The sequence below is a fragment of the Roseibium sp. genome (assembly GCF_965232425.1).
Taxonomy (GTDB): domain Bacteria; phylum Pseudomonadota; class Alphaproteobacteria; order Rhizobiales; family Stappiaceae; genus Roseibium.
Window position 1 is genome coordinate 151,497 of record NZ_OZ246971.1, and the last position, 16,409, is coordinate 167,905.

The 16,409-nt window shown below is 58.8% G+C and carries 11 protein-coding genes and 1 pseudogene; 3 read left to right on the top strand and 9 right to left on the bottom strand.

The genetic code is table 11. The features are described 5' to 3' along the window. Positions 1-5 precede the first annotated feature (5 nt). The 5 genes and pseudogenes from ACO08A_RS00780 to ACO08A_RS00800 form a co-directional block, all read right to left on the bottom strand. A pseudogene (locus ACO08A_RS00780) lies at positions 6-1,880 on the bottom strand (dipeptide ABC transporter ATP-binding protein); the annotation flags it as partial. A gap of 202 nt (positions 1,881-2,082) precedes the next feature. Further along, positions 2,083-3,933: an adenylate/guanylate cyclase domain-containing protein gene (locus ACO08A_RS00785; protein WP_422039383.1), complete on the bottom strand. Its 1,851-nt coding sequence runs from the start codon at positions 3,931-3,933 to the stop codon at positions 2,083-2,085. A gap of 132 nt (positions 3,934-4,065) precedes the next feature. Continuing rightward, entirely contained in the window at positions 4,066-4,662 is a 597-nt protein-coding gene (locus ACO08A_RS00790; RefSeq protein ID WP_422039384.1) for an NUDIX domain-containing protein, read from the bottom strand. 24 nt (positions 4,663-4,686) lie between these two features. Further along, positions 4,687-5,877, bottom strand: a complete 1,191-nt coding sequence (locus ACO08A_RS00795; RefSeq protein WP_422039385.1) for a CaiB/BaiF CoA transferase family protein — start codon at positions 5,875-5,877, stop codon at positions 4,687-4,689. Positions 5,878-5,907: 30 nt separating this feature from the next. Then, positions 5,908-6,405 carry a class I SAM-dependent methyltransferase gene (locus ACO08A_RS00800; protein ID WP_422039386.1) on the bottom strand — a complete coding sequence of 166 codons (498 nt, stop codon included), beginning with the start codon at positions 6,403-6,405 and terminating at the stop codon, positions 5,908-5,910. A 213-nt stretch (positions 6,406-6,618) separates the two neighbouring features. Between ACO08A_RS00800 and pepN the strand changes: the two genes are divergently transcribed. Together pepN and ACO08A_RS00810 are read left to right on the top strand one after the other, a co-directional pair. Next, positions 6,619-9,264: an aminopeptidase N gene (gene pepN, locus ACO08A_RS00805; RefSeq protein WP_422039387.1), complete on the top strand. Its 2,646-nt coding sequence runs from the start codon at positions 6,619-6,621 to the stop codon at positions 9,262-9,264. 157 nt (positions 9,265-9,421) lie between these two features. Next, entirely contained in the window at positions 9,422-11,779 is a 2,358-nt protein-coding gene (locus ACO08A_RS00810; RefSeq protein ID WP_422039388.1) for a PAS domain-containing sensor histidine kinase, read from the top strand. A 107-nt stretch (positions 11,780-11,886) separates the two neighbouring features. Here the strand turns inward: ACO08A_RS00810 and ACO08A_RS00815 are convergent, their stop codons facing one another. Together ACO08A_RS00815 and ACO08A_RS00820 are read right to left on the bottom strand one after the other, a co-directional pair. Beyond that, positions 11,887-12,120: a hypothetical protein gene (locus ACO08A_RS00815; RefSeq protein WP_422039389.1), complete on the bottom strand. Its 234-nt coding sequence runs from the start codon at positions 12,118-12,120 to the stop codon at positions 11,887-11,889. 39 nt (positions 12,121-12,159) lie between these two features. Continuing rightward, the gene (locus tag ACO08A_RS00820; RefSeq protein ID WP_422039390.1) at positions 12,160-12,600 is read right to left on the bottom strand and encodes a hypothetical protein; all 441 of its coding nucleotides are present in this window, start codon (positions 12,598-12,600) and stop codon (positions 12,160-12,162) included. 115 nt (positions 12,601-12,715) lie between these two features. Between ACO08A_RS00820 and ACO08A_RS00825 the strand changes: the two genes are divergently transcribed. Next, positions 12,716-13,441 (top strand): LuxR C-terminal-related transcriptional regulator, encoded by a 726-nt coding sequence (locus ACO08A_RS00825; RefSeq protein ID WP_422039391.1) that lies wholly within the window; start codon positions 12,716-12,718, stop codon positions 13,439-13,441. 525 nt (positions 13,442-13,966) lie between these two features. Here the strand turns inward: ACO08A_RS00825 and ACO08A_RS00830 are convergent. Together ACO08A_RS00830 and ACO08A_RS00835 are read right to left on the bottom strand one after the other, a co-directional pair. Continuing rightward, positions 13,967-14,620 (bottom strand): hypothetical protein, encoded by a 654-nt coding sequence (locus ACO08A_RS00830; protein ID WP_422039392.1) that lies wholly within the window; start codon positions 14,618-14,620, stop codon positions 13,967-13,969. Positions 14,621-15,079: 459 nt separating this feature from the next. After that, positions 15,080-16,114, bottom strand: a complete 1,035-nt coding sequence (locus tag ACO08A_RS00835; RefSeq protein WP_422039393.1) for a T3SS effector HopA1 family protein — start codon at positions 16,112-16,114, stop codon at positions 15,080-15,082. Between the last annotated feature and the right edge of the window lie 295 nt (positions 16,115-16,409).

Consider the following 16,409-nt stretch of genomic DNA (forward strand, 5'->3'; position numbering starts at 1 on the left):
TGCAGTCCCTCAAGTGCCCCGGAATTCTTCAGTCCGGGTGCGCAAACAAAATGATCTGGCTCCATTTCCACCAGCAACGGCACGGTGCCGTCGGATATCTGGAACGGTTCCGGCCACAAATGCGGCTCGCTAGCCCTGTTGGCGTCGAGCGCGGCGAAATCCAAGGGTGTCGACAGGTCCGGTTCCGGCACGGCCGACAGAAGCGCCTTCGTGTACGGATGGAGCGGGTTGCCGACGACGGTGCGCGTTTCCCCCATCTCCACGAGGCGGCCACGGCACATGACCGCTATGCGATCGGCGACGTAATCGACGACGGCCAGGTTATGGCTGACGAACAGATAGGTCAGGTTGAGATCCCGTTTCAGATCCTGAAGCAGGTTGAGGATCTGCGCCTGTACCGAGACGTCGAGCGCCGATGTCGGTTCGTCGCACAGGATGAACTCCGGATTAAGCGCAAGGGCGCGCGCGATGCCGATGCGCTGGCGTTGCCCACCGGAGAAGGAATGCGGATAGCGGCGCAGGAACCTCGGGTCGAGACCAACCAGGCTCATCAGGTTGCGGACCCGTTCCGAGCGCTCCTGCTGCGTCCCGATCCCGTGCACTTCAAACGGCTCCAGCAGCGTGTCGTTGATGGTCATGCGCGGATTGAGCGAGGAGAACGGGTCCTGGAAGATGAGCTGAACCCGGCGGCGGTAATCCATAAGGTCCGCGCCCTTGAGATTGGCGACGTCTTCCAGTCCCTTGCCGCGATTGTAGAGAACCTCGCCACCCTCGATGCTGAGCGCGCGCAATATGGCTTTCGCGGCAGTGGTCTTGCCGGATCCGGACTCGCCCACGAGGCCAAGACATTCGCCGCGGCGGATCGTCAGGCTGATGTTGTCGAGCGCGGTCATGGTCCTGGTCCGGGCGCTCAGGAGCGACCCCTTGCGCAACGAAAACTGCTTGGTGACATTGCGCATCTCGACCAGAGGCTCACCCGGTGCGACATCGCAATGCGGCCGGTTGCTGGTCAGGTCTTCGGCCTTCAGCTCGATCGGGCGAATGGGGACGAGGCGCTCGTCCTTGTCCATGTGGAAACTCGGGACCGCATTCAGGAGCGCTTTGAGGTAGTCGTGCTGCGGGTTTGAGAAGAGCTGCTCGGCCGTGCCCTTTTCCATGATCCGGCCATGGTAAATGACGGCGATTTCGTCGGCCATGTTCGCCACGACGCCGAAATCGTGCGTGATCATCAGAACGGACATGCGCAGCTCGGACTGCACTTCGCGAATGAGTTTCAGGATTTCGGCCTGGATCGTCACATCCAGCGCCGTGGTCGGCTCGTCGGCGATCAGAAGAGCCGGATGGCAAATCATCGCCATGGCAATCATGGCGCGCTGGCGAAGACCGCCCGACAATTCGAAGGGATAGGTGTCCAGGGCACGCTCGGGGTCGGGAAACTGCACCAGGCGCAGCATTTCCGAGGTCAGCTCCCGCGCCTCCGCGCCTGAAACATTTCTGTGCAGGAGGGCAGCCTCGCCGATCTGGTCCCCGATCGTGTGCAAGGGGGACAGGGACGTCATCGGTTCCTGAAAGATGATTGCGACCCTGTTGCCGCGCAGATGCCGCATTTCCGGACCTTTGCGTTCGAGCCCGGCAATGTCCACCGGCGGCTCCGCACCGGTCGGGTCAGCAAGGATCACCTTGCCGGAAGAGATCGACGCTGCCTGGGGAAGCAGACCCATGATCGTCTGTGAAATTACCGTCTTTCCGGAGCCGGATTCGCCAACAAGCGCGACCGTTCGGTTTTCGGGGACGACAAAGGAAACGTCGTCAACTGCCCGAACACGGCCTTCCGCCGTATCAAAATCAACCGTCAGTCCCTCGATCGAGAGAACATTCACCGCGCGTTTCCTCCCCGGCAAGGATTGTCTGCGAGAGCCTTAATAAGCCTTTTCTGCAATAGAAAGACAACCAAATTCGCCGTTGATTAGCAATGCAGAAATGCAGCGAAATGCGCTGCGATATTCATCACTTTGATCAGAATCCTGTCTTTTTTTCAGAATCTTGCGTGCAAGTGCTTAATGCAAAGGTCATTTGGCACCCTTATTCGGCTGCCGAAACGGGAAGCTTTCGGGTCGCCGGCGTATCCGCGACCGTCTCCGGATAGGGATCGATCCAGTAGACCTCCATCAACCCGCTGCGTCCGCGCAGATGATGGGCGCCGACGGGACGCTTGTTCTGTTCCCGCGGCAGTCTGGAGACCGTGTCGGCGCTGGCCAGTATCGTCAGTTCAGGTTCACCGTCGACTTCCTTGCCAAGCGTTTGGAGGCGTTCCGCCGCATTCACCGTGTCCCCCACGACCGTATAGTTCCAGCGGTCGAGCGCGCCGACGTTGCCGACAACGGCGCGTCCGGTGTGAATGCCGATCCTCGTATTGATCACCGGCCGTCCCTCGGACCTGGACCGCAAGTTGGACTCCTTCAGCGCACATGCGATGCGCCGCGCGGTCCTGACGGCCGCCTCGGCATGGTCGGGCCGTTCATCCGGAGCGCCCCAGAAGGCAAGCATGCCGTCACCGAGGAACTTGTCCACCGTACCGCCCTCCGATTCAACGGCTTCCACCAGGATGGCGAAGTGATCATTCAGCAGGCGGGCCGTTTCTTCGGCACTCAGGTGCTCGGACAGAGCCGTGAAGCCGACAATGTCGGTGAACAGGATGGTCAGTTCCGCTTCCCGAGCCTGTGCCGCCTCGCCGCCACCCAGCCGCATCAGCTTGATGAAAAGAGACCGCGGCACGTAGGTGTTCATCGCCTTCAGCCCCTCGACCATGGAATTGAAGGCGAGCGCAACCTGATCGATTTCCGCGACCCTGCTGCGCGGCATCGGTTCCACTTCGTTGAGCGAGAGGCTGCCGACCCTTTCCGACTGAACCGCGAGATTGCGCAGCGGCCTTGCGACCCTTCGGCCGAGCCAGAACGCGATCAGAACCGAAATCACCAGCGCGCCGAATCCGACGAACATCGACCCGGCCAGCCGGCGGACTTCCCGCGACACGGTTGCGCTCTGATAGTACTGACCGATTGTCCAGGGCTGATCGCTGAACCCGTCCAGCGATGCCTTCATCATGATATATTCTTCGTCTTCCGCCTCGACGAACGACACGTCAATGCCGAGGTCGGCGGCCTTCTGAAACTCCTCTATCGGCTGTTCGCTCGCCATCGCGGCAAGCACGGGGTCGCCGACTTTCTGCCAGGCCTCGGGGAGCTTGTTCTCGATCGCGCCGCCGGTCTGCAGGCGTCCGGCATCCGAATGCATGATGACGCGGCCGGATCCGTCGAGGATGAACACGGTGTTGTCCTGGCCCTCATCCTGCGCCCTGACGATGTGCGACAGGTCTTCCATCGAACTGGCCGCCGTCAGCGTGCCGATAAAATCACCTTCCCTCACCAGCGGCACGGACACATTCGCAAAAAGCCCGACCTCGTGTTCGACCAGCGGGCCCCAGGTCGGCGGGCTCCCCGGTTCCAGCATCGGCAGGCTGGCCGGGGTCATCCCCGGCGTGGGCACGTCGGTCTCGATACGCCACAGTTTTCCGGAAGGTGCGCGATAGATGCCGAGGCGTTTTCCGTCCGGCGCTGTAACGGCAAGCGTGGTTATGTCGCTGTTGGATTTCAGCGCGATCGACAGATCCTCCAGCGTGCGCTCGGGATCGTCGATCCGCAATGTGCCGTCATCAAAGTAAGGTTTGAGGCCGACAACCGCATTTTCGACGGAGGTGAAATGCGTGCGCAACTGCGATTCCAGCGCATCCGTACTCAGGATCGTCTTGTCGTTCAAAAGGGAAAAGGTGTTGCTGAAATTCGCGCTGACCGAAAGTCCGAGCACCAGTCCGATGGCCAAAGCGACAAACGCGCCGAAGCCCATGCCGACAATCGAAGTCAGCGGGAGCTTCATCCGTCGATCCTGGCGCTTGCCCTTGGCCATCCGGCGCAAATCCTCTCGTTGCTTCCAGCAGCTTACCTGCCAGACTCTTTGCGTCAAATTAAGGCTAGGACAGAATAAAGGCGCGGTTTTGCCAATCCGGTGTTACCCGGACTGGCCGGTGAGCTGCCGCAATGCGAGTTCCTGAAGCAACAGGATCGTTTTCCCGTCGCTGATGTCACCGGTGCGGATCATCGCCAGCGCCTCTTGCAACGGGATGTGCAGCACCTCGATGTCCTCGCCCTCGCTTTCCTCACCGCCTCCGTCCGATACCTTGTCTTTGGGCTGGTAGGTGCCCCTGTAAAACGAAAGATATTCGGTCACCGAACCCGGGCTCATATGCACGTCGAAGAGATGCTCGAGCGCAGACACCTCGTATCCCGTCTCCTCGACGAGTTCGGACCGCATGCGCTCCTCGGGGTTGGCCCCCTCCAGCAGACCAGCGGGCGTTTCGATCAGGAACGGGTCCCTGCCATTCAGCAGCACGGGCAGCCGGAACTGGCGTGTCAGCAGAACACAGTCCGTCTCCGGGTTGTGCAGCAGGCAGGTCACGCCGTTGCCGCGGTCGTAGGCTTCGCGGACCTGTTCCTGCCAGGACCCGTCGCTGCGCCGGTAGTCGAACCTGTAGCGGGTCAGCTTGCCCCAGTTGTCGGACAGGAGCGTTTGATCGATGAAGCGCAGATAGTCGGTGTCGTTCGGCAAGGAGACGTCCTCGAATTGACGTGTTCAGGTATCGGGGGTGTTGTCGGCCGCAAGCCCGATTTCGTTCAATATCTCAAGCGTGTGTTCGCCCAGCGACGGCGCAGCGCGGTCCAGCACAAGGGTGCCGTTCGTGAACGCGATCGGCGTGCGCACGGACGGAACGCTGCCCCCGGCAACGCCATCGGCGGGCAAATCGACCTTCAGGTTCCGGTGCGCGACCTGCCGGTCGCCGAAAACATCCGCGACGGAATTGATCGGTCCAGCCGGCACGCCCTCCAATTCCAGGGCGGCCAGCAGGTCGTCCCTGGCACGGACGGAGGTCTCCGCACTGATCAGCGGCACGAGTTCGGTTCTTGCGGCGACCCGTGCGGCATTGGTCGCAAATTTCGGTTGTCCGGCGAGTTCCGGCACGCCGAGCACTCCACAAAGCCTCTTGAACTGGCCGTCATTGCCGACCGCAATGATCAAGTGACCGTCCTTTGCCGGAAAGACCTGGTAGGGCACGATGTTCGGGTGGGCATTGCCGAGCCGTTTCGGGGCCTTTCCGGAGACGAAGTAGTTGAGCGCCTGGTTCGCCAGAACAGCCACCTGCGCGTCGAGCAGCGCCATGTCGACCCACTCGCCCTCGCCCGTGCGGTCGCGCCTGCGCAGGGCGGCAAGTATTCCGACGACACCGTAGAGCCCCGTGAAAATATCCGCGAACGCGACACCGATTTTCTGCGGCGCGCCCTCAGGTTCGCCGGTCAGGTCCATGATCCCGCCCATGCCCTGGATCATGAAGTCATATCCGGCCCGGTGCGCATATGGGCCGTCCTGACCAAACCCCGTGATGGAACAATAGATCAGCTTCGGATTGACCTCTTTCAGGCTGTCATAATCAAGCCCGTATTTCTTCAGGCCACCGACCTTGAAATTCTCGATGAGGATATCGGCGCCAGCCACGAGGCGGCGGACCGTTTCCTGGCCTTCCGGAGTCCTGAAATCGACCACGATCGAGCGTTTGCCGCGGTTGCATGCGTGAAAATACGCTGCATCGCGCTCGGCTCCGCCGGCCTCCTTCACGAAGGGAGGCCCCCATCCCCTCGTGTCGTCGCCCTGCGGGCTCTCCACCTTGACGACATCCGCCCCGAGATCGGCGAGCGTCTGTCCTGTCCAGGGTCCTGCCAGGATCCTGGCGAGTTCGACTACCTTGATGCCTTCCAGCGGCGCTGACATTCTTCGAAATCCCGGGGTTATGGCAAGGTCTCAGGCTTCTGCGGTCTTGCGGTAGATGTGATACCGGCCCGGATGAATCCCGTCCGGCTTTTCCAATATTTCAAAATTGGTCAGGTTCAGTTGCAGCGCCGTCAGGATATAGCCACCGACCGCCATGCGCTGATCGATCAGCGGCTCCAGCCAATTCACGATTGCCAGATCATTGGTCGGATCGGCTGACCCGATATCGATATGGGCAAAGGATGCCTTCGCGCCAACACGCGGCCCGCAAAACGCAAGCGTGTCGCGGATATCGCCCAGGATCATGTGATCGGCATCCGGTGCGCAGCTCGGGTGGCAGTTCATCGCGAAATCGAAGACAAAGATCTCCTTATCCGGATAGATTTCGCGCAGATGATCGTACGTGCGGCCGTTGCCGAGCCCCAGTTCAAGGATCGGCCCTTCGACCGCATTGACCTTGTCAACGAGGTGTTCCAGCAAGATCTTCTGCGATGTCATGCGGCGAATAAAGCTGTCCAGACGACTCATAAAACGTATCCCTGTCACTCATGAGGCCTCTCACATAGTCAAACGGGAGCCTGAGGTCAAAAGCCATGCCCGCGATTGCCGCACAATCGCGTGCCTTGCCGCTCTGAAACAGCACTTTGCCATCATCCGGGATCATGGTAACGCGTTAACCGAAGGGTCGAGAGGCAACTCCGGTTCCGGGAAAAAACACAACAACAAGCGCAGGAGACCTGAATGCGTTCCGAAACGGCGCCGGCAATACGGCTGGAAGACTATCAAACGCCTGCCTATCGCATCGACAGGGTTCACCTGACCATACGGCTCCACCCGAGCGAAACCGAAGTCGTGTCGGTTGTCTCCGTCACGCCCCAGGAGGGCACCGATGCGGGAACACCACTCCTTTTGGATGGCGACGAGCTGACCCTCCGCGCCATCGCGTTGAACGGTAGGGCGCTGGAGGCGAGCGCCTACTCCGTCTCGTCCGACAGGCTGGAAATCCTTGCTCCGCCTGCCGGACCGTTCGAACTCACGATCACGACCCTCATCAATCCGGATGCAAACACGAAACTGATGGGTCTCTTTAGATCTTCCGGCACCTATTGCACGCAATGCGAGGCCGAGGGGTTCCGGCGGATCACCTACTTCCTGGACCGCCCGGATGTGCTGGCGGTCTATACGACCCGCATCGAGGCGTCCCGGAAGGACTGTCCGGTCCTGCTTGCGAACGGTAACCCGGCAGAAGCGGGCGACATTGCAAACACGGACCGTCATTTCAGCACCTGGCACGATCCCCATCCGAAGCCCGCCTATCTGTTCGCGCTTGTCGCAGGCGATCTTGCCCGTGTTCCGGACAGCTTCCGGACGGTGTCGGGCAAGCACGTGGACCTGAACATCTTCGTTGAACACGGAAACGAAGCCCTGTGCGGCTGGGCGATGGACGCGCTCAAGCGTTCCATGACATGGGACGAAGAGACTTTCGGCCTGGAATACGATCTCGATGTCTTCAACATCGTCGCCGTTTCCGACTTCAACATGGGTGCGATGGAAAATAAGGGCCTGAATGTCTTCAACGACAAATACGTGCTCGCCGACCCTGAAACGGCGACCGACCAGGACTACGCGAACATCGAGGCCGTGATCGCCCATGAATATTTTCACAACTGGACCGGCAACAGGATCACCTGCCGCGACTGGTTCCAGCTCTGCCTCAAGGAAGGGTTGACGGTCTTCCGGGACCAGGAGTTCACCTCCGACATGCGCTCCCGCCCGGTCAAGCGAATCGCGGATGTACGGCTTTTGAAGTCGCACCAGTTCCCGGAGGATGCAGGACCGCTCGCACATCCGGTGAGGCCCAGAATCTATCACGAAATCAACAACTTCTATACGGCGACCGTTTACGAAAAGGGTGCCGAAGTCGTCAGAATGCTCAAAACGGTTCTCGGCCCGGCGAACTTCAGGAAGGGACTGGATCTCTATTTTGAACGGCATGACGGAGACGCCACGACCATCGAGGCATTCCTGACCTGCTTCGAGGATGCAACCGGCACCGACCTTGGTCAGTTTGCGCTCTGGTACGAACAGGCCGGAACCCCGGTCCTGTCCGTCAAAACCCAGCATGACCCAGCGCGCGGGACCTTTTCCGTCGATCTTGCGCAAGAGATCCCGCCGGTGCCGGGCCAGAGAAAGAGCAAACCGGTTCTGATGCCGCTTCGCTTCGGCCTCGTCGACGCCAATGGACAGGATATGGAGCCGAGTGCCGTGGATGGCATCGAGATTGCCGGCGACGTCATGCTTCTGGAGCAGGCCAGACAGAAGGTCACGTTTTCCGGCATTCCGTCAAAACCGGTGCTGTCCCTCCTGCGCGGCTTTTCGGCACCGGTGCGGCTCGACCAGAACCAGAGCGAACAGGACCTGCAGCATCTGGCGGCACATGACGGTGACCCCTTCAATCGCTGGCAGGCCGTGCAGACGCTGGCGATGCGCGAACTGCTCAGACTGACGCACCTGTCGCGCAACGACGAAGCGCTGTCACCATCGTACAGCGTGATCGATGTCTTCGGGAAGGTTTTGCAAGACAGGGAGCTCGATCCCGCGCTGAAGGCGCTTGCGCTCACCCTGCCGAGTGAAGCCGACATCGCACAGGAAATCGGTAAGGACGTCGATCCTGACGCCATTCACGATGCACGCCAGACATTTCGCAGGGAGATCGCCGCCCGGCATTCTTCCGCGCTTCGGGAAGCTTTGACGAATTCCATGCCGTCCGGCCCCTACTCGCCCGATGCGAAACCGGCCGGAATGCGCGCACTGGGCAATCGGGCGCTTCACTATTTCGCTGTTTCGGATGCCGAAAATGCAGCCGAAATCGTCTGGGACAGGTTTCGCAGCGCCGACAACATGACCGACCGAATCGCGTGCCTGACACTCATCGTGCATGATGCCATGCCGCAAAAAGACGAAGCACTGAACGCTTATCGCCTGCGCCACGAAAACAATTCCCTGGCCATGGACAAATGGTTCATGGTGCAGGCGACCGCGCCCGGGTCAGGAACCCTCGAACTTGTACGCGCCCTGAGGTCGGATCCCCTGTTCGACGAAACCAATCCCAACAGGGTGCGCGCGCTGCTGCAGTCGTTTGCAACGGGCAATCCGACGCAATTCGCCCGAATAGACGGCGCCGGGTTCGAATTCATCGTCGCAGCAATTCTGGAGCTGGACAAACGCAATCCGCAAGTCGCGTCGCGACTGTTGACCAGCTTCCGTTCGTGGAGGGCGCTTGAGTCGCAACGTTGTGCGCTGGCGGAGTCTGCGCTGTTGAAGATTTCATCATGCGAAGAACTATCGAGAGACAGCCGGGATATCATCGACAGGACACTGCAATAGTGCGCAATACTGGAAAAGGTTAACAAGAGCGCCCAGACTCTGCGGGGACGTTAACCATTTTCTTCTTGGTTGGGACTGGACAAAAACCGCATATTTGATTCAAATGGAAGTGATTCGGAGTGAGCTCCGATGCGGCGGTTTTTGAGGCACACTTTCCATGGCGCGAGCACTGACTGGCGACGCTTCCACGCGTGGCCACGAAAAGGATTCGAACGCTGAAAAGAGTTCAGGCGAAACGCGCCCGCAACTCAAGTCAGCCCTGGCAGCCTTGCGGAACGTGATCGTCACGTCCGACACGATCATACGCCGCATCATCCCCGGCCTCGCCATCGTCTTTATTCTCGTCCTTGCCCTTTTCCGCGCCGGCGAACTCGTGACGAGCCACACGGAAACCGAGAAATCCGCACAGACCACGCTCAGCCTGATGGCCTCCGTCGTGGCAACCCGCCTGAAAGCCGTCGAGGGCACGCTTCCGGCGAACGGGTTCCGGACCACGTTGAAGCGCGCACTCGCCGACAGCCTTCCGGCCGGCGCCACCGGAAAGTCGCGGGTGTTTCTGGTAGCCGACAAGCGGGGAACGATTGCCGCGACAGCCCCTGCGCACCCTGCCCTTGAAGGCAAGCCGATAACCAACCTGCTCAGCCCCTCCCAGCCACTCACCGTATTCGGCGCGCGCGCCGGCGTTCTGACGGTGCCGGTCAACCTGGCAAGCGACGGCACAAGCGAGACCTTCCTGGCGACCGTGCACCATCTCGACGGCAATCTGGGCATGATTGCCGTGCTGCAGCCGGAAAGCGCCGTCTTTGCCAGCTGGAGAGACGATCTGTCCGCGAATGTCACCCTTTTTGTCGGGACATCCCTCGTCCTGCTTGCGGTCATCTACGGTTTTTTCAGCCAGGCGACACGCGCGGAAACCGCCGACGAGATGTATGCGGCCACACGCGGGCGGATCGATACCGCGCTCACGCACGGCCGTTGCGGCCTGTTCGACTGGGACCTCTCGCGCGGACGGATGTTCTGGTCATCTTCGCTTTACGAATTGCTGGGGCGCGAACCGAAGGATGACATCCTGAGCTTTGCCGATGTCGCGGACATCACCCACCCGGACGATATCGACCTGCTTGGCCTTGCCGAGCACCTGCTTGAGACCGGTGAAACGCTGGTGGACGAAACCTTCAGGATGCGCCATGCGGACGGCAGCTGGATCTGGCTGCGGGCCCGCGGCGAAATCCAGTCCGAGCCCGGACGCGCCGAACCTCACCTGATCGGGATCTGCATCGACATCACGGAACAGCATCGCCTCGCCGAACAGAGCCGCATGGCGGATCTGCGCCTTCGCGACGCGATCGAGACCATCTCGGAAGCCTTCGTGCTGTGGAACGCAAAGAACGAACTGGTGATCTGCAACTCGAACTACCAGTCTCTGCACAGCCTGCCGAGCTACGTGATCAAGGCCGGCACGCCCTACGGAGACGTGATGGCCGCGGCCTCGAACGCGGAAGTCGCGCCGCAACCGGTCACGGTGAACCAGCGCGGCGGTGCTCCGGAAGGGTCCTACGAGGCCCAGCTCGAGGACGGCCGCTGGCTGCAGATCTCGGAGCGGCGCACCAAGGACGGCGGTTTCGTCTCCGTCGGCACGGACATCACGGCGCTGAAGAAACACGAAGAAAAACTGATGGAGTCCGAGAAACGGCTGAAGGCGACCGTTTCGGACCTCCAGAAGTCCCGCCAGACGCTTGAGTTCCAGGCGCGGCAGCTTGTCGAGATGGCAGACAAGTACCAGGAAGAAAAGACACGTGCCGAAGCGGCCAACCAGGCGAAATCGGAATTTCTCGCAAACATCTCGCATGAACTCAGAACACCGCTCAACGCGATCATCGGCTTTTCCGACATCATGACACAGGAGATGTTCGGGCCGATCGGTACGGAGCGCTATTCCGACTATTGCAAGGACATCTATTCCTCCGGGACGTATCTGCTCAACGTGATCAACGACATTCTCGACATGTCCAAGATCGAGGCCGGAAGGATGTCGATCGATACCGAAGTGGTCTGCGCCTCCTCCGCCGCCGAAGACGCCAGCCGGATCGTCACCGGAGCCGCCACCGAAAAGAACATATCGGTCAGTACCGATGTCGGCGAAGACCTGATGGTTCATGCCGACAAGCGGGCGCTGAAACAGATCCTGCTGAACCTTCTTGCAAATGCCGTCAAGTTCACGTCGGACAGCGGCGTGGTCACGCTCAAGGCAGAGCCGCGCGGCGACAAGCTCAGGTTCGAGGTCAAGGATACGGGGATCGGCATTTCGGAACGCGATATCGAACGGCTTGCGCAGCCCTTCGTCCAGGTCGAGAACCAGTTCACGAAAACACACCAGGGTTCAGGTCTCGGGCTCGCCATCGCCCGCTCGCTGGTCGAGCTGCATGGCGGGAAGCTCACGATTCATTCCGAGGTGAAAAAAGGCACGACGGTCAGCTTTACCCTGCCGCTGGCCGAAGAAGAAACCGGCGCCTAGAGTACGAACTCATAAGGAGCCACTGAACTGCTCGACGGTGAACGCGTCCTTGATCGCACTTGCCGTCTTTGCCGCATCGATGATGCCATCGATTACGTGTATCGCCATCAGTTGTTTTTGGAAAAAAGAGCCAGCATTGCCGCGCAGTCTGCGTCGCTTGGGTTTTCGGACATCACTGCTGCGCGCGCAGCTTCTTTGCTGACGCCCTGACCTGAACTCTTTCCCAACTCGATATAGAGCGCGACCAGCTTTTCGCAGGTTGGTTTGGCATCTTTTCCGTCCGCTTTTGCGGCCGCTACATGCAGAGACAGGGCCAGCGCTGCGAGGCACACAATCTTCATGGCCGTGTTTCCTTGAATGAAATGGAAGCTTGCAAGACGTCAATTCGATTTCGGGCCACAGGAAAGATCACCCGTCTGATAGATCTGAACCTCACTCATGGTGTCTGCGGGCAGGCGCACAACGAAAGTGCCTCGTTCGGAATCGATCAGCATTTCGCCGGGGCCTTCGACAGAACACATTTGCCGCGCGTTGCCGGCGTCTTCTTCGCAACGAATTTTGCCGTCCGTCGCACGCACCACGATGTCTTTGTATTCCATCAGCATGATCGCCTGTTCAAGACGCTCATAGTAAAGACCGACGTCGGAAATGATTTCGCATTCAGTCGCCTGTGCAGTGGAGGACACGGGCAGAAACACCAAGGCAAATGCCCCGAATACGCCAGAAAGCAGGCCGGGTTTGAGGCTTCCGTGGATTAGGAAAAACACATTGGTGTTTAAATGAAGCTCGACTTTTGGACGGTTCTTGACTTGTGCGATCACAGAAAATCCTTCTCTCTGCATCGACACTAACGCTGCGCAAAAAACCCTCAAGCTATGGATTTTATTAGCTGAGTGCCTAAAACATTCTTTTGGTCCGGGAGCAGACAGACGCGAAATGAAGAAACTGGAGCAGTTTGCCGACAAAATCTTGTCGGCCAATAGCCCGCAGGAAGCTTGGGAAAACACGATCGGTTTTTTCGAAAGTTTCGGCTTTAAGGGGGCCGTCTATGGCCAGCGCAGACGAAACGTCGTGCCGACTGCCAACGATATCTGGTTTTCCGATCAGTTGACCGAATGGAAGGCTGCTTACTTCAAGCAAAAAGACTACGAGCGCGACCCGCTGTTCATTTACGCGCCCAATCTGCCCAGCCAGTTCATGACGGGAATACACTTCCTGCCGGATCACGCCTATCTGACCGAGGAAGACATTGCCGTCATTCGCCGGGCTGAGGAATATGGGCTGACGTCCGGGATTGCGCTCAGAATGTCGCGAGAGGACGATCCGGTCGTCAAAGGTTGGAACCTTGTCAGTGCCTTGCCACGGGCCGATATCGAAGCAGTCAACGAAGAGTTCGGCATGTTGCTGCATATCTGTGCGGCGATTGCGCATCACAAGATCGGTCGTCTGGAGAACCTGTCGCAAGCCAGCCTGACCAACCGTGAACGCGAATGTCTTTTGTTGCTGGCCAAGGGCTTCAGAACTGCCCGGATCGCTGAACATATGTCAATTCAGGCGGTCACGGTCGACCTGCATTTGCGCAATGCACGGGCAAAGCTTGGTGCGCGTACGCGTGAGCAAGCACTGGCGACTGCGATCGTGACCGGTCGCATTCACATTTAGCAATAGCCCAGGCAGGCCCTGTGCGCACTGCGCCCAATCATACGGACTGACTGATCAGCCCAATCAATTGGCTGAAAATGAAGCCGACTAGTGCAAGCTCCGTTGAGATGCGGTCCTGCGTTATTTTCGTGTGTTCTGAGCGTACAGCCTGAGCAGCGCCAATGCCTTGCCTATGCCACCCTATGGATTTCCATAACTATCACCTTCGTAAAGGCGCAATAGTCATTTCCCTTGAAATTGTACCCTGTTGCCCGGGAGAGCGCTTTTGCAACCACCAAAGCAAACCACTCCGGTTTCCCAGCCAAGAGCCGCTATCCCCGCCGGCCAGGCGTGCCCCGCATGGCCAAACATTCAGATGAGTACTGTTGTCACTCAACCTAATGCCGGACGAGGGCACTCCGAAAAAATAAGCTAAAAAAATGAATCCTGAATGCCGATTGGACCTGGCAGGAATTTGCCCCAAGCGCGGGAGGCGGTCACACCACCGCCCCCATGCAAAGACGCTTTGATTCTCAATCGGCGGGCTCAGATCCGGTTGCCTCTCACCCAGTTCAGAAGCCGCATTTTATCGACCAGGCCACCACCGGTCCGGTTCATCTTGCTGGAGTATCTTGTCAGGCTTGCCTGGGCCGCCATGCCCGGATACGTGCAGACGAACGTGGTCATGTTCGTCCCCGGGGTTTTTTCCATCTGGTACCCGAACAGTTCCAGGCCCACGAGTTCGCGACCGGTTACGAAGTATCTGTTGTGGTTCGCGTCCCAGAAATCGGCGGCGGAGTTGATGTCGGTTTCCAGAACGAACCGTTTTTGCGCATGCACCGCGCCGAGTACCCAGCAATCATTGATCATGATCGACCAGTCCTTCAGTTTCTGGACATTGATTGCACCGCCCGGCGACAGGTTGTACCGGTGCTGGGCGTCCAGACCAAATACCCAATAAAGCTGCTGTGTCTGAGCCAGGCGGCCCATGAACATGTCGCCACCCTGTTGGAACGATTTTTGATAGACGCGCCACGCAATGTTCGATGACAGCCGGGCCAGGGTCGCGTTCGCACCGACTTGCAGACCTGCATAGACCGCCCTTTCACGGGCGTCCGGCAGGAATTGCAGTTCGCCAAGGTTGTAGTTGGCCCTGGCGGTGCGCATCAGATCATGTTCGAATTGAAGTCTTGAATACATGTGCCTTGCCTCGTTTCCAGTGTTTCACGCAGGTGCGGTTGCACACCGAAACATGGCAATTGAAGCCGCCCCTTCCGTGTGACACGCGGCACAGCGAAAGTAATCCCTCGGCATTTTCGTGGATTTCGAGAGGGCACGGCCAATCGTGCGAAGACACCACACGCTTCTCCGTGAACCGCTTGGCAGATTGAAGACACGGTCTAAGTGGCGGTGGTAACCTGCTGCCTCCTGCGGCAAACAGCGGTTTGATAGTGGTTTTTGCGGCCGCGTCAGCAGGGGCGATTGACGGGTCCGGCTTTCGACCGCTTGCGGGCCGAGCTGCATGGCGGGAAGCTCCCGCTTCATTGCGAGGTCAAAAAGGGCACCACCGTCAGTTGCACGCTTCCGGTTGCGGAACGCGATACCAACTGAGCGGCGGCACGCCTCGTATTCTTGCTAAAATCAATTTGCGCGCAGCGATTACGCAGCATGCGGGCTCAGGATCGGGTCTGCCTGTGTTTCGGGATGCTCCGCGTTCAGTCCGGCAAGCCGGAAAACCTCTTCGACCCGCCGTTCGAACTCCATTTTCTGCGCCATCTGTCTGACGGCATTTACCTGTTTTCTCTGCTCACCCTCGATGTCCAGCTGCATTCCGTGTCTCGGGTTGGCGTTCTGAAACCTGCTCAGATTGACACCAGCCCTGCGGCAGTCCTGGTTCATATTCTCCGGAAACTGCGTGCGCTCAAGCGCAACGAAGATGAGTTCTGCTCGATAAAGTCCGAAACTCTGACCCTCTTTTGCGTGAACTAATTCGAAGCTCTGGCTGGTCACGCGTTTCGGATGTGCGATCGGTGGTTCAGCGCCGTGTCCGATGCCAAGTCCATCAGGCGCGACCAATCTTGGCAATTCTGAAGCAAAATGGCTCTGGCGCCTTCTCTGATGCTTCTTGACTACCTCGATGACTGCTTTCCGCGATTCTGAAGAGTCACAGTAAATCACGACGGTGTCGCACTTTCTTGCACCTGGCGCGGCGACCTTCGCAGCGTACAACCCTGGTATGTCCCAGATCTTTTTCAGGATCGTGGTGAACGCACTGGCGCGCGTCTTTTCCTTCAGGTTGATATATACACGTTCCTTGCACTGGACCCGCTGTGATGTCCGGTAGTGGATGAATGATCCGATCCACTCGTCCCAATTTGGAAAGTCGCTCACGCTTTTCATTGCTTTCCATTCATGGCTCTGGATTATGCTAGTGACACCGGGGAGTTTGTTTTGCAGCTTATTGCTAAGCATTCTTCTGAAGCTGTCCATCGTACTCCGGGATACACGATCTTCGGGGTTTGCGGGGTTTTCGCTGCTGATGTACCCGTAGATTTTACCGATCGCGCGGTTTTGCTGTGACAGATGCGTTAGTCCTTTCGGTTTATGAGTACTTTCAACGGCTATGCGCATCAGTTCCGCACGGTTTTGCCATGTCCAGTCAACTACGGTTTGCAAGTTCCGATGAAGTCCCATTTGATCGCTCCGTGTTCAGTTCGTGACCTGAAGATGGAAGAGCAGGCGCGGCTTTCCCTGTGACGCGCGTTACAGTGCAAGCATGCCGGTGCGCCTTTCCGGATTGAGACGAACCGTCTGAATGTCGGGATTCGAGGAGGTTTTGAACTCTTCGCGTGTTGTCACTCCGGCCTGACACCACTGCTGTCCGGTTTGGAATTTGCTGTCGAACTTATGTCATTGAGAAAGAGGCAGTATTCCGTTCAGCGTCAAGTTGGGACAAGGACTGTTTCCCGGATTTGTCGTCCCGGTTTGG